The organism is Pseudomonas sp. G5001, assembly GCF_013385475.1.
Classification (GTDB): Bacteria; Pseudomonadota; Gammaproteobacteria; order Pseudomonadales; family Pseudomonadaceae; genus Aquipseudomonas.
In genome coordinates this window covers 105,920-122,549 of sequence record NZ_JACAPZ010000036.1, presented here as the reverse complement: position 1 = coordinate 122,549, position 16,630 = coordinate 105,920, and the positions used below count along the sequence as shown (strand labels likewise).

The 16,630-nt window shown below is 61.3% G+C and carries 16 protein-coding genes and 1 tRNA gene; 8 read left to right on the top strand and 9 right to left on the bottom strand.

Annotation, left to right across the window (positions count from 1 at the left end; all coding sequences use genetic code 11):
* Positions 1 to 71 precede the first annotated feature (71 nt).
* Positions 72 to 147: transfer RNA gene (locus HX805_RS26590), tRNA-Phe, on the top strand.
* Between the two features lie 91 nt (positions 148 to 238).
* Here the strand turns inward: HX805_RS26590 and HX805_RS26585 are convergent.
* From HX805_RS26585 to HX805_RS26575, 3 genes are all read right to left on the bottom strand, one after another.
* Complete coding sequence (locus tag HX805_RS26585; RefSeq protein WP_003218048.1) at positions 239 to 640, bottom strand: hypothetical protein; 402 nt, start codon at positions 638 to 640, stop codon at positions 239 to 241.
* A gap of 126 nt (positions 641 to 766) precedes the next feature.
* Positions 767 to 2,407: a glycosyltransferase family 39 protein gene (locus HX805_RS26580; RefSeq protein ID WP_177081415.1), complete on the bottom strand. Its 1,641-nt coding sequence runs from the start codon at positions 2,405 to 2,407 to the stop codon at positions 767 to 769.
* A gap of 87 nt (positions 2,408 to 2,494) precedes the next feature.
* On the bottom strand, positions 2,495 to 3,460 hold the full coding sequence (locus HX805_RS26575) for an arsenic resistance protein (RefSeq protein WP_177081414.1): 966 nt from the start codon (positions 3,458 to 3,460) through the stop codon (positions 2,495 to 2,497).
* 172 nt (positions 3,461 to 3,632) lie between these two features.
* Between HX805_RS26575 and HX805_RS26570 the strand changes: the two genes are divergently transcribed.
* Together HX805_RS26570 and HX805_RS26565 are read left to right on the top strand one after the other, a co-directional pair.
* Positions 3,633 to 4,553 carry an alpha/beta fold hydrolase gene (locus tag HX805_RS26570; RefSeq protein ID WP_177081413.1) on the top strand — a complete coding sequence of 307 codons (921 nt, stop codon included), beginning with the start codon at positions 3,633 to 3,635 and terminating at the stop codon, positions 4,551 to 4,553.
* A 73-nt stretch (positions 4,554 to 4,626) separates the two neighbouring features.
* Positions 4,627 to 5,040 carry a hypothetical protein gene (locus HX805_RS26565; RefSeq protein ID WP_177081412.1) on the top strand — a complete coding sequence of 138 codons (414 nt, stop codon included), beginning with the start codon at positions 4,627 to 4,629 and terminating at the stop codon, positions 5,038 to 5,040.
* 135 nt (positions 5,041 to 5,175) lie between these two features.
* Here HX805_RS26565 and gabP read toward each other — a convergent pair whose 3' ends face one another.
* Positions 5,176 to 6,567 (bottom strand): GABA permease, encoded by a 1,392-nt coding sequence (gene gabP, locus HX805_RS26560; protein WP_003218057.1) that lies wholly within the window; start codon positions 6,565 to 6,567, stop codon positions 5,176 to 5,178.
* Positions 6,568 to 7,121: 554 nt separating this feature from the next.
* Here gabP and HX805_RS26555 point away from each other — a divergent pair.
* From HX805_RS26555 to HX805_RS26535, 5 genes are all read left to right on the top strand, one after another.
* Complete coding sequence (locus HX805_RS26555; protein WP_003218059.1) at positions 7,122 to 7,895, top strand: ABC transporter ATP-binding protein; 774 nt, start codon at positions 7,122 to 7,124, stop codon at positions 7,893 to 7,895.
* 13 nt (positions 7,896 to 7,908) lie between these two features.
* On the top strand, positions 7,909 to 8,661 hold the full coding sequence (locus tag HX805_RS26550) for an ABC transporter substrate-binding protein (RefSeq protein WP_003218061.1): 753 nt from the start codon (positions 7,909 to 7,911) through the stop codon (positions 8,659 to 8,661).
* A gap of 73 nt (positions 8,662 to 8,734) precedes the next feature.
* Positions 8,735 to 9,430, top strand: coding sequence for an ABC transporter permease (locus HX805_RS26545; RefSeq protein WP_003218063.1), 696 nt, complete (start codon positions 8,735 to 8,737; stop codon positions 9,428 to 9,430).
* Between the two features lie 38 nt (positions 9,431 to 9,468).
* Positions 9,469 to 10,158 carry an ABC transporter permease gene (locus HX805_RS26540; protein ID WP_032899447.1) on the top strand — a complete coding sequence of 230 codons (690 nt, stop codon included), beginning with the start codon at positions 9,469 to 9,471 and terminating at the stop codon, positions 10,156 to 10,158.
* Positions 10,139 to 11,353, top strand: a complete 1,215-nt coding sequence (locus HX805_RS26535; RefSeq protein WP_177081411.1) for a methyltransferase — start codon at positions 10,139 to 10,141, stop codon at positions 11,351 to 11,353. The genes HX805_RS26540 and HX805_RS26535 overlap by 20 nt, the downstream gene beginning before the upstream one ends.
* Before the next feature lie 242 nt (positions 11,354 to 11,595).
* On the opposite strand, the gene bcsQ is transcribed toward HX805_RS26535, so the two are convergent.
* The 5 genes from bcsQ to HX805_RS26510 form a co-directional block, all read right to left on the bottom strand.
* Positions 11,596 to 12,537, bottom strand: a complete 942-nt coding sequence (bcsQ, locus tag HX805_RS26530) for a cellulose biosynthesis protein BcsQ (protein ID WP_177021036.1) — start codon at positions 12,535 to 12,537, stop codon at positions 11,596 to 11,598.
* A 173-nt stretch (positions 12,538 to 12,710) separates the two neighbouring features.
* A complete protein-coding gene (locus HX805_RS26525) occupies positions 12,711 to 13,838 on the bottom strand; it encodes a cell division protein FtsQ (RefSeq protein WP_008435708.1) in 1,128 nt (375 codons plus the stop codon).
* Positions 13,839 to 13,850: 12 nt separating this feature from the next.
* Positions 13,851 to 15,266, bottom strand: coding sequence for an MBOAT family protein (locus HX805_RS26520; RefSeq protein ID WP_177117448.1), 1,416 nt, complete (start codon positions 15,264 to 15,266; stop codon positions 13,851 to 13,853).
* Positions 15,267 to 15,283: 17 nt separating this feature from the next.
* Positions 15,284 to 15,949, bottom strand: a complete 666-nt coding sequence (locus HX805_RS26515; protein WP_177117447.1) for an alginate O-acetyltransferase AlgF — start codon at positions 15,947 to 15,949, stop codon at positions 15,284 to 15,286.
* Entirely contained in the window at positions 15,949 to 16,620 is a 672-nt protein-coding gene (locus HX805_RS26510; RefSeq protein WP_003218072.1) for an SGNH/GDSL hydrolase family protein, read from the bottom strand. The genes HX805_RS26515 and HX805_RS26510 overlap by 1 nt, the downstream gene beginning before the upstream one ends.
* Positions 16,621 to 16,630: the final 10 nt, after the last annotated feature.

The window sequence follows — 16,630 nt, the reverse complement described above, 5'->3', positions numbered from 1 at the left end:
CGGTAATAATTAAATATTTTTTGAAAACTTGCTTGACGACCCCCTGAAAAACCCGTTTAATGCGCCCCGTTGCCCAGATAGCTCAGTCGGTAGAGCAGGGGATTGAAAATCCCCGTGTCGGCGGTTCGATTCCGTCTCTGGGCACCACTAATTAGTTTCAGGTGGTGCAAATGTCATCTGAAACACACAAAAAACCCGCCTGGTGCGGGTTTTTTGTTGCCTGCCGTTTTTGACTCCTTCAGCCCCCGCCCCGCATCAACGTCAACACCGCAACCCGCTCCTGCTCGGAGATGTGAAAACCACTCTCCTCCACGCGCGCAATCCAATCCTGCGCCGAGAGCGACTCGCCAAAACGCACCAGGCGTCCGTAGCGCCTGAACACAGCCTCCAGCACGCTGATCATCGAGGGGTAGCTGCAGCCTCCGTCAAAACAGATGCTGAGGCCGCCAAGCCAGGAACGGCCGATCACGTGGGCACTACCGACGCTCTCGGCACCGGCATACTCAAAATCCATTTTTACTGCTTCCATGTCGCACCCAAACTCATCACCACGAAAGTACCCAAGCCTAGCAGGCGCCTGTTTTGCGGCAGGCTGCAAAGCGCTCCAATCAGACCAACCGGTCATCCAGGCGGCGACCATACAGTAAGACGATCCAAAGCGCCGGTTATCAACACCTCATTCCGACCCCATTGATCCATCCTTAATTCCCCAGTGATCGCCACTCTTGTCGGCGTTACCACCGACAAGGATGTCAAGGCGACTGAGTCACTTCACCAGGAACACCAGCAGCGGGTTGTCATTCAACCGCCCATTGAACACCGGCGCCATGTGTTCCAGCGGCGTGCCGCTGAGCAATGCGGTTTGCTTGCGCTCCACAATCACCCAGGCGGGGCGCGGCAGCGTATCCACCAGCAAGGGTTGGTTGCGCCCGATGAACAGCGGCTGCTCGTCGTGATCCAGGTTCATGATGTAGCGAATCGCCCAGGTGTCCTTGGCCAGATCGACGAACACCAGGGTCCCGGGATTATCGGCACGCAGCTTTTCCACCGCGCTTACGAAGTTCCTGGTGTCGAATTGCAGATCCTTGGCCGGCTCCACAACCTTCACCAGCACCAGCCATTGGGTGGCCAGCGCAATCAGGCTGAGCACCACCAGGCGCTGGCCGAGATTGCCCTGCAAACGGCGCCAGGCAACCACGGCTGCGAGTTGCAGCACGATCAGCACACCCACCAGCGCCGGCACTGAAACGTCCGGCCAGTAGCCGTGCTTGTGCCACAGATGCCGACAGACAAACACCACGGCAATACCCAGCACCGGCAGGACCGCCACCAGCCACTCATAGCCACGCCGCACGCCGAGCAACCAGCCCTGGGCCTGGAGCAAGCCATAGGCGGCCACCGCGGCAAACATCGGGACCATGGGCACGATGTAGTAGGCGCGCTTGAAGTGCGGCACCGACAAGCCCAGCAAAATCATCAGGCCGCAGGCGGCCAAACGCAGCATCAACTGCACATCGGCATCGTCGTGGCGGGCCGACCATTTGTGGCGCAGGGCAATCATCGTCGCCAGGGCCAGCGGCACCACCGGGAAATAGCGGTACAGGCTCAGCTTGAAGTAGAAGTAGAACGCCTCACCGGTTTCATCAAGGCGCCCGGTGAATTGCATCCGCAGCACATCATCGACGAAAGCATCGCCCCCGCTGATCCGCGCCAGTTTCAACAGCGCCCACCAACAGCCGGCCAGCAGGATCAAACCGACCACGCCGTGGGCAATCACCTTTTTCAGCAGCGCAATCCGCTCTTGCCGCGTACGAGCGGTGCCCAGCGCCCAGTAGACACAGGCCACCCCGCACACCTCGATCAACCCCAGCGGCCCGCGAATGGCAAACGCCACCACGAACAACGGAAAGATCGCATATTGGCGCAGCCGCGAGCCCAGGCGCTCACCAGTATGCAGCAGGTAGAAACACCCCAGGCACAACAACGAGATCATCTGGTCCAGGCACACCGAGCGCGACTTCTCCAGCAACTGGGCAGTCAATGCGGTGAGCAGCACCGTCAGCAATGCCCACGCCCGACCGGACGGCACCAGCAAGCGATAGATCAGCGCCATGACCCCGGCAGACGCCAGGGCGGTGGGCATCACGTTAGCCAGGTCGTTGGGCGCGCCGAATAAACGGGCAAAGAGGTAGCTGAGGTAGGTCGCGGTGCCCGGATAGTCCGGGTAAGGCTCACCGTAGGTGGTAGGAAACAGGCTCGCACCGTGGCGAAACATCTCTTGCATGAACACGGCCCAGCGGCCGTCGAAGCCCTGTGGCTGCTGGTCCCAGATGCCCAGGGTGAACAGCAGCAAGGCGATAAGGAAAATACCCAGCGATTCCATTCGAAAGCGATTGTGTTGATCCATTATTCAGCCTGTCAGGTGGGGTAAACCGGCTCATGTTGCCGAACGCCACCCTGAATAAGCCCTGAACGGAATCAAACATTCATCCGCCTAACGACGAGCGGGCCAGATCAGCAGCGGCAGCAGGCGGATATAGAGTAGCTCCCCTACCAATTCCACCAGGGTTTGCGTGATCACCGCTGCAGCAGCGAGCCCGCGGATCTCATCAGGCAACGCCAGCGCCAGCGGCAGCACCACCAGGGAATTACGCGTGGAGGCGCTGAAGGTGACCGCCCGCGCCGTGGGCGCCGATAGCTTGAACAGGCGCGAAGCCAGCGCCCCCATCAGCGGGGCCAGCAACAGGAAGCCGATATACACCGGGATCACCGGCGCCAGCAGGCCGATATCGCGGACCACGGCGGTGATCTGCGAACCGATCACCACCATCAGCACCAGCGCCATGGCCGGCACGGGCAGCCAGGCCCAGGCATCGTTCCAGGCACTGACGACCGGTGAGCGCCGGGACAGGGATGTGGTCAGCACCGCCAGAATCATGGGCGCAACGATCAGCAGCAGGAAGGCCTCGACAAACGGCCCCACTGCAACCACCACCTGCGACTGCGCCCCCAGCATCAACCCCAGGTAGACCGGCAACAGCAGCAGTTGCAGCAACAACAGAATCGGGGTCGCCGCCAGCATCAACCGCGAGTCACCCTTGCCGATATGGGTAAACACCACCACGTAGTCGATGCACGGCGTCAACAGCACCAGCAACGCACCCACCAGGATCGCCGGGTGTTCCACCAGGCCCCGAGTCAGCGCCCACACCAGCAGCGGAATCAGGATGAAGTTGGCCAGCAGCAACGCGGCCATGAAGTGTTTGTTGCCCAGCCCCTGGCGCAGGTCCAGAAACGGGATTTGCAGGAACATCGCGTACATCAGCACGGCAATGGCGGGCGTAACCAGGGCAGCCACACCTTGAACCATGGAGGGCGCCAGCAGGCCGACAACGGCAGCCAGCACCACGCTGGCGAAGTAGATCGGGATCTGGTTTTGTTCGAGGGTGTCGCGGGTCATGGGCCGGCTCTGGTGGGCGAAAGGGTCTAAGCCTAGGCATCTGTGCCGCTCAGGTCGAGCCTCAGAAAAATCCCCGGGGTCTTCATAGCAGAAATTTGTTAGTTTCGACTTCTCATAAAACTGCGCACGGGCCTTTGACACCCCATCGAAAGCGCAATGATCGAGCCTGTTCATGAACCTGCCAGCCCGACCTCAAGCCGAAGCATTCCGCGAGCCCACAGCCGATGGGCATTCCATCGGCGGCTTCACGTGGCGCCATCCGCGCACAGACGTTGAACGCCCGGTCGTCATCATCAACGCCGCCACCTCCGTACGCTGCCGTCACTACTCACGGTTTGCCGATTACCTGTTTGCCAATGGCTTCGACGTCATCACCTACGACTACCGCGGCATCGGCGAATCCCGCAGCGGCTCGCTGAAAGGGTTCAAGGCCTCGTGGTCGGATTGGGGCGTGCTGGACTTCGAAGCGATCCTGCAGCGGGCCCAGCGGGAGTTTCCCGGGCAGCCGATTGATGTGGTCGGGCACAGTTTTGGCGGATGTGCGGCGGGGCTCGGGGCTTCCGGCGCAGTGATTCGGCGCCTGGTGACGGTAGGCGCGCAGTTTGCCTACTGGCGCGACTACGAGGCGAGCGGGCGCTGGCGGATGCTTGCCAAATGGCATGTGGTGATGCCGCTGGTGACAGCGGTTTTTGGCTACTTCCCGGGCAAGCGCATAGGCTGGCTGGAGGATACCCCGGCGGGCGTGGTACGCGACTGGAGTACGCCGACGCCGAGTTATGAAAAACGTCCGAGTGGGCGAGCCTTGCCCGAGTTGCCGTTTTCGCGGGTGAAGGCACAGATATTGGCGATCAGCATTACCGACGATCCGTTTGGTACCGTCGCAGCAATCGAACGCCTGCTGGGTTACTTCGACGGCAGCGAGCGCACGCATCTGCGAATCGCGCCTGAAGATATCGGCGAAAAAGAGGTCGGACACTTCGCATTCTTTCGCAGCCAGTATCAAGATCGGTTGTGGCCGATTGCATTGGCTTGGCTGCAACGGGGAGAGTTGGCCAACGGCACGCCGGGGCGCCAAGTGACGGATCGCACCTAGAAAGCCTTGGGATTTCTCCAGACCTGCGCTTCAATACCCCACCCCCAGATCCTGACACCAAGGACGTGAGCCCATGGCTTCGCCGAACAAGCAGCAAAAACGCGCCCACCGGGCAAAAGCCAAGGCCAAGCAGAATCGCACCCAACGCGCCGTCGCCACCAAGCCGGATGCCTTTGCCGGCGATGACAGCCGCATTGATCTTGAATCGGTGGATTTGACCGAGCTGTTCCTGGAGATGCGCACCGCTGGCGAAACCAGCCAGCAGGCGCTGTGTGCCGTGTTCCTGGCGCACCCGCTGCTGGCAGTGGTACTGGAGCAGGAAGGCGAAGAAGAAGCGACGGACTTTATCCTCGCGGCGCTGATCGAGTATCGCCAGTGGGCCACGGATACCGAGGATGAAGCGGCAGCGCTGGCGTGGATTGAGTCGCCGGAATTCCAGGCCGATTACGTCGCGGCGTCACAGGCGATTGTTAGCTCCGAAGGCTGATACAAAACGAAATGTGGGAGCGGGCTTGCTCGCGAAGGCAGTGTGTCAGTCAGCTCAAATGTCGACTGATCCACCGCATTCGCGAGCAAGCCCGCTCCCACATTTGATCAACGGTATTGCGACGAAAGCACTCCGTCAGTTAAGCACCGCCGCCCCAACCTTCCGGCCCTTGCGCCGACGCGACACCATCAGCCCCGCCGCAACTACCAGCAAGCTCAGGATCCCGGTGGCAATGATCTCCACCTGATGCGCTTCCTGGAACAACATGATCGTCAGCACGCCCACGATGAACACGATCACCGCATACGTCAGGCCCGGGAACAGCCACATCTTGAAGGCAATCTTCTCGCCCGCTTCCGTGCGTTTCTGGCGCATGCGCAGTTGCGACACGGCGATCACCAGGTACACCAGCAGCGCGATGGCGCCGGAGCTGGCCAGCAGGAATTCAAACACCGCCGCCGGTGCCACGTAGTTGGCGAATACCGCCAGGAACGCCGCGCCGGTAGACAGCAACACCGCCCAGTAAGGCGTGCCGCTCTTGTTGGTGATCTTGGACACCGCCGGTGCATCACCGCGACGGCCCAGGGAGAACATCATGCGCGAAGCGGTGTACAGCGCCGAGTTCAGGCAACTGGTCACGGCCACCAGCACCACCAGGTCAACGATCAGCTTGGCATTCGGGATGCCCATGCGTTCCAGCACGGTCTGGTAGGAACCGACCGCTGCCAGCGCAGGATCATTCCACGGCACCAGGGCCACGACGATGAAGATCGACACCAGGTAGAACAAGCCGATCCGCCAGATCACCGAGTTGGTGGCCTTGGAAATCTGCTGGCCCGGGTTCTTCGATTCAGCGGCCGCGATGGTCACGATCTCGGTGCCCATGAACGAGAACATGGTGGTCAGGATCGCCGCCAATACCGCGCCCATGCCGTTGGGCAGGAAGCCCTGGGTGTCGAACAGGTGCGAAACGCCGCTGACCTGACTGCCCGGCAGGAAGCCGAAGATCGCCAGGATGCCGAGGATCACAAACCCGATGATCGCCACCACTTTGATCAGCGCAAACCAGAACTCGAACTCGCCGTAGTTCTTCACACTGAACAGGTTGGTCGCGGTCAGCAGCAAGGTAATGATCAGGGTGAAGGCCCAGATCGCCACGCCGGGGAACCAGGCGTGCAGGATGGTCGCGGCAGCGTTGGCTTCCAGCGGAATCACCAGCACCCAGAACCACCAGTACAACCAGCCGATGGTGAAACCGGCCCAGTGCCCGATCGCACGGTCGGCATAAGTAGAGAACGAACCCGTGTCCGGCGATGCCACGGCCATCTCGGCCAGCATGCGCATCACCAACACCACCAGCGTACCGGCGGCGGCATAAGCCAGCAGCACGGCCGGGCCCGCCGCAGCAATCGCGTGGCCGGAGCCCACAAACAACCCGGCACCGATAACGCCGGCAATCGACAGCATGGTGACGTGACGCGGTTTGAGCCCCTGTTCGAGGTCATTGGAGCTTTGCGTACTACTCATTGACACACCTTTGCGAGGAATTGCGAATACGGTCCACCCGGTCTGGCGTCTTTCTCGTGAAAAGAAACCAACGGGGCGTTCTTTATTTTTTACGCAAGATTTGCGCCAAAATGTTACAGAGCCACGATTGACGCGGGCTGTAGGGAAACTCAATAGCTCTCGTAAGTCACTGACACTAATGGCATTCCGCTATAGCGTTACTGTGCGACTCACTTGAAAGACGAATCAGTGCACCAAAAACACACACAATTTGTGCGTGACGCCCCATAAAAGGGCTGATAAGGACCGTTCGCCGGTTTAACCCTTCCAACACCCGGCCAAAGCTGGCACCATCGCGCCCTTTTTTACGCGAAACCTGTAGGAATACTGGTTCAAACGGCTGTTCGGTTGTTGATGGCGCGACACACTGCTGTGCCGATGCGACACCCTGCCGCAGACCGTCTGTTTACCGCCTGCAGGGCTGTTGGCTGTCATCCGGACGCTATGCTAGCTTGGCGCCTCGCCAGGAAGGCGGGCCAACAGCAGGAGCGCAATGAACACAATGAGGACCGCACATGGCTGAGGCCACGCCCGCGCTTGAAATCCGCAACTTGCATAAACGCTATGGTGAGCTGGAGGTGCTTAAAGGTATCTCGCTGACCGCCCGCGACGGCGATGTGATCTCGATCCTGGGTTCCTCCGGTTCCGGCAAGTCCACGTTCCTGCGCTGCATCAACCTGCTGGAAAACCCGCACCAGGGGCAAATCCTGGTGGCTGGTGAAGAGCTCAAGCTCAAGGCTGCGAAAAACGGCGAACTGGTGGCCGCCGACGGCAAACAGATCAACCGCCTGCGCAGCGAAATCGGTTTTGTGTTTCAAAACTTTAACCTGTGGCCGCACATGAGCGTCCTCGACAACATCATCGAGGCCCCGCGCCGCGTGCTCGGCCAGAGCAAGGCCGAAGCCACTGAAATCGCCGAAGCCTTGCTGGCCAAGGTCGGCATCAGTGACAAGCGTCATGCCTACCCCGCGCAACTGTCCGGCGGCCAGCAACAACGCGCCGCGATCGCACGCACCCTGGCCATGCAGCCCAAAGTCATCCTGTTCGACGAGCCCACATCGGCCCTTGACCCGGAAATGGTTCAGGAAGTACTTAATGTGATCCGCGCCCTGGCCGAAGAAGGCCGCACCATGCTGCTGGTCACCCATGAAATGGGCTTTGCCCGCCAGGTGTCCAGTGAAGTGGTGTTCCTGCACCAGGGCCTGGTCGAAGAGCAAGGATCGCCACAGCAGGTATTTGAAAACCCGCTTTCGGCGCGCTGCAAACAATTCATGTCCAGCAACCGCTAACGGAGCAACATGCATGCAGAACTATAAAAAATTCCTCTTGGCCGCCGCTGTTTCGATGGCGTTCAGCGCCACGGCGATGGCTGAAACCTTGAAAATGGGGATCGAAGCGGCCTACCCGCCGTTCAACAATAAAGATGCCAGCGGCAACGTCGTCGGCTTCGACAAGGACATCGGCGACGCCCTGTGCGCCAAGATGAAAGTCGAGAAGTGCGAAGTGTATGTCTCCGACTGGGACGGCATCATCCCGGCCCTGAATGCCAAGAAGTTCGACTTCCTGGTCTCCTCGCTGTCCATCACCGATGAACGCAAGCAGGCAGTCGACTTCACCGACCCGTACTACTCCAACAAGCTGCAGTTCATCGCGCCCAAAGCCAACAAAGACTTCAAGACCGACGCGGACTACCTGAAGGGCAAGATCATCGGTGCACAGCGCGCAACGCTGGCCGGTACCTACCTGGAAGACAAGCTGCCGGACACCACCGCCAAGCTCTACGACACCCAGGAAAACGCCTACCTCGACCTGACTTCCGGCCGCCTGGACGGGATGCTCGCCGACAAGTACGTGCAGTACGAGTGGCTGAAAAGCAAAGACGGCTCCGCCTACGAATTCAAGGGCGACCCGGTGGTCGAGAGCGACAAGATCGGTATCGCCGTACGCAAAGGCGACCCGCTGCGCGAGCGCTTGAACAAAGCCCTGGCTGAAATCAAGGCCGACGGCACCTACAAGAAGATCAACGACAAGTACTTCCCTTTCAGTATCGAGTGATCCTGAATGGCCTGCCCGGCGTGCTCGCTTGAGTGCGCCGGTCCTGAGCTTTGCCTTGCGAAACGACTAAACCATGAATTTCGACCTCTACGGATTCGGCCCGGCGCTCGCCGCCGGCGCGCTGATGACCGTCAAGCTGGCGCTCACCGCCCTGTGCCTCGGGCTGGTGCTCGGGCTGGCCGGCGCCCTGGCCAAGACTTCCCCGTACAAGCCGCTGCAATGGCTTGGCGGCAGCTACTCCACCCTGGTTCGCGGCATCCCGGAACTGCTGTGGGTCCTGCTGATCTACTTCGGTACGGTCAACCTGATGCGCTCCCTCGGGGAGTTTTTCGGCAACCCCGACCTTTCCCTCAGCGCTTTCGCCGCCGGGGTGATCGCCCTGGGCCTGTGCTTTGGCGCCTACGCCACGGAAGTCTTCCGCGGCGCGATCCTGGCCATTCCCAAGGGCCACCGTGAAGCCGGTGTCGCACTGGGCTTGTCGAAGGTCCGGATCTTCACCCGCTTGATCATGCCGCAGATGTGGCGCATCGCGCTGCCGGGCCTGGGCAACCTGTTCATGATTCTGATGAAGGACACCGCGCTGGTCTCGGTGATCGGCCTGGAAGAAATCATGCGCCACGCGCAGATCGGCGTGACCGTCACCAAGCAGCCCTTCACCTTCTTTATGGTCGCGGCCTTCATGTACCTGGGCCTCACTGTCCTGGCGATGACCGGCATGCACTTCCTGGAAAAACGTGCCGCGCGCGGCTTTGCGAGGAGCACGCAATGAGTGGCGACTACAGCTGGCTGTCGCATTTCGACCTGGGCCTGAACTGGGCCGTGATCATTAAATGGCTGCCGAAACTGGCCCAGGGCGCAACCCTGACCCTGGAGCTGGTGGCCATCGCCGTGATCGCCGGCCTGCTGCTGGCAATCCCGCTGGGCATCGCCCGCTCGTCACGCCTGTGGTACGTGCGCACCCTGCCCTACTGCTACATTTTCTTCTTCCGCGGCACGCCGCTGCTGGTGCAGCTGTTCCTGGTGTACTACGGCCTGGCACAGTTCGACGCCGTGCGTGAAAGCTTCATGTGGCCGTACCTGCGGGACCCGTTCTGGTGCGCCACCGCCACCATGACGCTGCACACCGCCGCCTATATCGCCGAGATCCTGCGCGGCGCGATCCAGGCCATCCCGCCGGGTGAAATCGAAGCCGCGCGGGCGCTGGGCATGTCCAGGCCCAAGGCGCTGTTCTACATCATCCTGCCGCGTGCCGCGCGCATCGGCCTGCCGGCCTACAGCAACGAAGTGATCCTGATGCTCAAGGCCAGCGCCCTGGCCAGTACCGTGACCCTGCTGGAACTGACCGGCATGGCCCGCACGATCATTGCCCGCACCTACCTGCCGGTAGAGATCTTCTTCGCTGCCGGGTTGTTCTACCTGCTGATGTCCTACGTCCTGGTGCGCTTCTTCAAGCTGCTGGAGCGCTGGTTGCGGGTCGATGCCTGCCAGGGCCGCTGACGCCTTGTTGACGGGTGAGCAACTGCTCGCCCGCTTCCAGGCGCTGGATGCGTTCCTCACCGAACATCAAGGGCTGTGGCGACCACGGCCCTTTACTCACCTGCAATTGCCGTGGGAAACCCAGCATCCCGAACTGGCCCATTGGTTGCGCCAGCGCTCGCTGGCCGAAGCGGAAAGCAGCCATAACCAGCCTCACCACTTGCCGGCGCCTGCGCCTTACCCTGAGCTGGCCATGCAGTCGCTGAATCTCAGCGCTGTGGATAACTTACCATCCCGCCCGCTACCCGCCGCCCGCCATCGCCTGAACGTCGATGTACCCGGCCGCAAATGGCAGCAGATCGAAGCCTTCGGTGCCGCGCTGCAATTTCGCCAACCCCCCGAACACTGGCTAGACTGGTGTGCCGGCAAGGGCCACCTCGGCCGCCGCCTGTTGCAACCCGGGCAGCAACTGACCTGCCTGGAATACGACCCGGCCCTCATCGCCTCAGGGCAAGCCCTCAGCGAACACCATCAATTGCCCGTCACCCATCGCCTGCAAGACGTGATGGCCGACGTACAGATCAGCCGCGACCAAACCCCGGTGGCACTGCACGCCTGCGGCGACCTGCATGTGCGCCTGCTCCGGCTGGCCAGCGCCGCCGGCTGCCAGCAGTTGGCCGTGGCGCCCTGCTGCTACAACCGCATCCGCGCCGAGCAGTACCAGCCGCTGTCGATTGCCGCCCAGGCGTCGTCACTGCATTTATCGGTGGAAGACCTCGGCCTGCCGCTGAGCGAAACCGTTACCGCAGGGGCGCGGGTGCGTCAGCAGCGCGATACGTCGATGGCCAGGCGCCTGGGTTTTGATGTTCTGCAGCGGCAACTGCGCAAGAGCGATGCTTACCTGCCCACTCCGTCCCTGCCCGCGAGTTGGCTGGCCAAGCCGTTCGCCGACTACTGCCGCGAACTGGCGGCCCTCAAGGGATTATCCACAGGGGAACAGGATTGGTCGGCACTGGAGGCCCAAGGCTGGCAGCGCTTGGCGCAGGTGCGAAACCTGGAATTAGTGCGTGGTCTGTTTCGGCGCCCGCTGGAAATGTGGCTGGTGCTGGACCGGGCATTGTTTCTCGAAGAAAACGGTTACAGGGTTCAAGTCGGCAGCTTTTGCGAAACACCGCTCACCCCGCGCAACCTGATGCTGCTCGCCGAGCGCAATTAAAGGGCATTTTGTCGCAGCGCGCCCTGTGGATAACTCTGTTGATGGAATTCTGGCAGAGGCCCTGCCGGCAAGCTTCGCGGGGCAAAATGCTGACTGGTCATTTTTTGTTCACAAAATAAAACGCACGCAAAACAGGCAGTTGCAGCGTGATGAGAACCGCTCCGCAAAATTGCGGTTTGATGACAGGTCGAACCAACCGATTGTGCATAAGCATCTGAGGTTAGCGGCATAACCCGGGCTTTTCAGCGGGCAACCAGCAGGCGACAAAGCGCATTGATATCGTCACAGGCCATGCTTGCGGCTTGGTTATCCAGCGGATCGCTGCCAAAAGCCAGGGCCTCGCTGATCGCCGGATCCCGATGCACCACCTCCAACAGGCTGTCACCCAGGCGCTTCCTGAACACCTCGACCATGTCCAGGCTAAAGCCCGAGGTCTCGTCGAGTTGGTTGATCACGAAGTGGCAACGCAGCGCCGGCCGATCATCAAGGTGTGGCGCCAGCAACTGCTCCATCTGCTCCAGGGTGCCAAGGGAAGCCGCATCCGCCTGGGCGATGACCAGCACCACATCGGCCACGTTCAGTGCCTGATGCAGGTAGACGTTATTACCCGCCGGGGTGTCGATGATCACCGTGTCCTGCTCACCCAAGCCCAGGGCCGACAAATGTTGCGCCAGCCAATGCGGCTCCTGTTTCAGCCAGCGCTGGAGGTCTTCCTGCTGACGGATATCGGTTTCGCCAAACGTGATCACCTGGCAACCGGCAAAGCCTGAATGAAGGATCTGGCTCCAGCGCTCGTTGTGCAGGCTGGTGCGCCCGATGCCGGGCAAGGTATGGCTCAGGCCGAAGTGGTGATAGAGCGCGTTTTGCGGGTCCAGGTCCAGCGCCACCACTGGCTGCCCCAGGCGCTGCAAACCGCTGCTCAGCGCGGTGGCCAGGGTGCTGCGGCCGACGCCGCCATTGACCGAAACCAGCGCTACCACCTTCGCACGGATGTTCGCGGCTTCGCGGGACTGCTCATTGGCACAAGGGGAATGTCGCGAGAACGACGCGCCACTGCCCATATTGAGGCTGGCACTGTCGTCGACCGGCATGTCTTCGAAGAACTGCAGCATCGAATCCATCCCTTGAACATCACTGGCAGTCGTCTTATCGAACAACGAAAAAAGATCATCGGTACGGCTCATCGCCAACACTCCCTCACGACGCATCTTAAAGACGTGAAAGGTCAGCTGTACTGATGCTTACCGCAGGTCTTTTTGTGGGCGCCTTTGTGTACGCATTCTGTGACAAAGGAATGAAAGTGTCATTATTTTGGTGTTTCTGAAGAAATCTTTAAGACGAGCGGTAAATGGTCAATTTACTGACTAATCTTTATCGGGTCGTAAGGTGTTTGCAAATCCCGCTCCGGGATCTCCCAGATCAGCAGCTTGGGCGGCGTCTGCTTGAACGCCGGGCTGTCGAAATAAGCCTTGGCGGCGCCTGAAAATTCGCCGCCGTCCTTGCTGAAGTTACCCACCGGAGCGTTCAGGGCTTTTTGCAGGAAACCCACGAAATTCGAATTGCGCGAAAACGAGGTACCGATCAGCGCCACGTTCGGCAGGCCGGCGTCACCAAACAAATCGTCAGGGTTACTCGACGCCGCCGGGCCATTCTCATGCGCGGTGCTGGCCGCAACCTGCTCGCCCACCGGCTGTAACTTCGGCGGCAACCAATCGAGACCGGCCAGGCGCACCAGGTCACCCGGTCGCGGTGCGAGCGGTGCCTGGGTAATGTCGAAGGCTTGCTCCGGCGTGGCCTGGATACCGCGCTGCTGGATGCGCAGGGCCACGGCGCGGGCGCCGGCATTCGAGCCGATTTCGCTCCAGTGCGTGTCGGTACGCAGGTAGGCATCCGGGCCGAGGGGTTTCAGGGTGTCGGTCAAATCCAGCACTTCAACGCCCGCCGCTTGCAACAGCGTGCTCCATTGCTGAATCCGGCCATCCAGCACGGCCGGACGATACAAGCCGCAACGCTGGGCAGCGGCGATGCGGGTTTTATCCGGCACCACCATCACTTGCAGATCAATACCGCGCTGGCCTAGCTGCTTTTTCAGGTCGATCACCGCGTCGGCCTTGGTGCGCGCATTGTCTTCGGCGTGGCGGTTGAGCTTCAGCTCATCGCTGATAAACAGCCAGCCCGGGCACCCCTGGCGCACCCGCGGCCCGGTGTCGCCGAACGCCAGCCAACTGGCGCCGCGCTCCAGGTTTGCCGCTTCGATGGCCATCGGTGCCTTGGACAATTCCTTGGCAAACCGATGGGTCACTTCACCGTGCAGCAGCATGTCGCTGTCGACCTTGGGCGGCAGGAAACTCACCGGCCCCTTGACCATCAGCCAGACGCAAGACAACAGCCCCGCCGCCAGGAAAGGCACCAACACCCAGCCCGCCAGGGGGCTGGTGCGGACGGCCAATTCACTCGGTGGGGTCGGCGCGGTAGGGGCGGGCATCGTCAGGCTTCCTTAGAACTGAAAGTACAGAAACGGCACGGCATCGCGGCTGGCAATCAGCGCGAACGACAACACAAACCCGGCAACCGGCCACAGGGATGCGGCCACCACAAACCAGGGCTGCGTACTAAAACGCTGCTCGCAGCGGGTCTGCCAGATCGGCGCGATGATGCACACCAAACCGAGCAACGCGGCCATGCCATGAGCCGGGCGCATGGCCACGGCCAACGCATCACCCAAGGCCATGCCATGCATGCCGAATTGGCCGGCGTACATGGTCAGTGCCGAATGGAAGTCCGGTGCGCGGAACAGCGTCCAGGCCAGGCACACAAACAGCAGCGTCAAGATGTGCGACAGCACCGGCGGAATGCTCGGCAGGCTCGAGCGCGACCACGCCCGGTCAATGCACAACGCGATACCGTGGGCCGAACCCCACAACAGATAGTTCCAACTGTCGCCGCCATGCCACAACCCGGCAATCGCCATGGTCAGGAACAGGTTGCGGTAGGTACGCCATACGCCGTCGCGATTACCGCCGAGGGCGATGTACAGGTAGTCCCGCAGCCAGCTGGACAACGACAAATGCCAGCGCCGCCAGAAGTCCTGGATGCTGCTGGCGAGGTACGGCCGGTTGAAGTTTTCCGGGAAGTGGAAGCCCAGCATCAAGCCCAGGCCGATGGCCATGGCACTGTAGCCGGCGAAGTCGAAAAACAGTTGCAACGAGTACGCCAGGCAGCCGATCCAGGCATCCACCAGGCTCGGGTTTTCCAGGTGGAAGGCGATGTCCACCAGCGGCGACAAGGTGTCGGCCACCAGCACTTTCATACCCATGCCGATCATGAAACGCCGAGCGCCAAGGCTGAAATTCGGCCAGTTGAAATAACGCTGGTTCAGCTCGCGCCGCACCCAGTCATAACGAATGATCGGGCCCGCAATCGAGTGGCCGAACATCGAGATATAGGTCGCGTAATTGATGAAGCTGCGCTCCACCGGCACGGTGTGCCGGTGCACATCCACCAGGTACGAAATCGCCTGCAGCACAATGAACGACAACCCGGCCGGCAACGCCACGCGCTGCCAATCCAGCGGCATCGCGCCGTACCAGGTGATCACCTCACTCACGGTCCCCGCGACGATGTTGGCGTACTTGTACCAACACAGCACTGCGGTGTTGAACACGATCAACGCGATCAACAGCCGCACCCGGCCCTTGCCGTCTTCACGGGAACGGTCCACCAGCAAACCGCCGACCCACGCCACCACGGTCAACACCATGTGCAGGAACAGGAACAGCGGGCTCAACCAGCCGTAGAACAGCCAGCTGCCGATCAACAGGATGACGTTGCGCCAGCCCGGACGGGCCAGCGCATAAATCAACAGGAAGGCCGGCAGGAACAGCGTGAGGAATTCCAGTGAGGCAAAGACCATGGTGGTGTCGGGCCCGATCAGTTAGCGAGCGTGTCGGAGGTAAACAGCAACCTCGAACCGGCGGCCGATGGCAGTGCAAACACGCTGTAGCGTTCGCCGGCCTTGAGGGTGAAGGTCAGCGGCTGGCCCACCGGCGCGTTGGCGCACTTGAGCTGCACCGACAGTTCCACCGGGTTGATCATGCGGCGCGAAATCGAGCCTTCGGCGACCTTCTTGAACAGCTCGGCTTTTTGCGCCACGGCTTCCAGGCTCGCGTCGGCGCAGGCGGCGTCGGCGTTGATAAAGGCCAGCGAGGCCTTCAGTGCGTTGAAGTCATCCGGCTGTTCGTGGATCACCAACTGGCGCGTGCCGCCCTTGGCGTCCGGCACGGCCACTACGGTGGCGAACTCGCCCGGCGCGACGGTCACGGCCAGCTCGGAATCCTTGCCGCCCTGGCTCAACACACCCTTGATCGGGGTCTTGCCGCCCGACACCGGCAGGTAGTCAGACACCAGTTTGTCGCCACCCAACACCAGACTGGCCTTGGAGCCCTGGGGCAGCAATTTCAGCTCGCCGTCGGTGCCGTTGGCCAGGCGCAGGAAGGCCGAATCCTTCTCCGGGCCGGTGGGGTAAAGCGGGATGTCGGCGCTGTAGGCGCTGACGCTGGCGAGCAAGGTCGCCAGGCCCAGGGTGATCCGTTTCATTATTGCGCTCCTTTGCCCACGGCGGCCGGTGGCAACTTCGCCAGGGAATCGCCGATCGCCTTGGCCCACTTCTGGTAGCCGTCGATGGTGAAGTGCTGGCCGTCGGTGGTGATCCACTGGCCCGGCTTGGAGAAGGTCAGCGAGTCAACGTAGGTGCACGGCGCCACGTTGGTGGCGAGGAACTGCGACATCACCTTGGTGCGCGCATCATCCTTCTTGTACTGCGAACCGACCTTGCCCCACGCCGGCCCGACCCACACGCACTTGGTGCCGGTTTCGGTGATGGCCTTGGTCAGGGAAGTCACGCTTTTCCAGGCCCAGACTTTCGGGAACTGCGGCTCCGGGTACGAGGCCATGGTGTCGGCGATGATGATCACCACCAGGTCCGGCTTGTCCTTGGCGATCAGGTCTTTGATCGGGGTGGTGCTCATGGCGTTCTTGCCGAAAATCTCGGCCTTGCCAACCGGCAGGCGCTCGGCACCGCACTCGACTTTCTTCGGCACGATCCAGTCGGCTGCACCGGCGCCGCACGCGCCGATGGAGTGGACCTTGGCGCCCTGGGCGGTGAGGTTGTCCTGCAGCGGGTTGAGCAGTGAATCAGGAAAGCTCATGTGACTTTCGCCCAATACCAGCAGGGTCAGGCCGGCAATAGCAGAAGCGGAAACAGGCATGGATGACTCC

Coding starts and splice junctions, on each gene's coding strand:
- HX805_RS26585 (WP_003218048.1), bottom strand. CDS start 640: ATGGTCGCCGCCTGGATGACCGGTTGGTCTGATTGGAGCGCTTTGCAG.
- HX805_RS26580 (WP_177081415.1), bottom strand. CDS start 2,407: ATGGATCAACACAATCGCTTTCGAATGGAATCGCTGGGTATTTTCCTT.
- HX805_RS26575 (WP_177081414.1), bottom strand. CDS start 3,460: ATGACCCGCGACACCCTCGAACAAAACCAGATCCCGATCTACTTCGCC.
- HX805_RS26570 (WP_177081413.1), top strand. CDS start 3,633: ATGAACCTGCCAGCCCGACCTCAAGCCGAAGCATTCCGCGAGCCCACA.
- HX805_RS26565 (WP_177081412.1), top strand. CDS start 4,627: ATGGCTTCGCCGAACAAGCAGCAAAAACGCGCCCACCGGGCAAAAGCC.
- gabP (WP_003218057.1), bottom strand. CDS start 6,567: ATGAGTAGTACGCAAAGCTCCAATGACCTCGAACAGGGGCTCAAACCG.
- HX805_RS26555 (WP_003218059.1), top strand. CDS start 7,122: ATGGCTGAGGCCACGCCCGCGCTTGAAATCCGCAACTTGCATAAACGC.
- HX805_RS26550 (WP_003218061.1), top strand. CDS start 7,909: ATGCAGAACTATAAAAAATTCCTCTTGGCCGCCGCTGTTTCGATGGCG.
- HX805_RS26545 (WP_003218063.1), top strand. CDS start 8,735: ATGAATTTCGACCTCTACGGATTCGGCCCGGCGCTCGCCGCCGGCGCG.
- HX805_RS26535 (WP_177081411.1), top strand. CDS start 10,139: ATGCCTGCCAGGGCCGCTGACGCCTTGTTGACGGGTGAGCAACTGCTC.
- bcsQ (WP_177021036.1), bottom strand. CDS start 12,537: ATGAGCCGTACCGATGATCTTTTTTCGTTGTTCGATAAGACGACTGCC.
- HX805_RS26525 (WP_008435708.1), bottom strand. CDS start 13,838: ATGCCCGCCCCTACCGCGCCGACCCCACCGAGTGAATTGGCCGTCCGC.
- HX805_RS26520 (WP_177117448.1), bottom strand. CDS start 15,266: ATGGTCTTTGCCTCACTGGAATTCCTCACGCTGTTCCTGCCGGCCTTC.
- HX805_RS26515 (WP_177117447.1), bottom strand. CDS start 15,949: ATGAAACGGATCACCCTGGGCCTGGCGACCTTGCTCGCCAGCGTCAGC.
- HX805_RS26510 (WP_003218072.1), bottom strand. CDS start 16,620: ATGCCTGTTTCCGCTTCTGCTATTGCCGGCCTGACCCTGCTGGTATTG.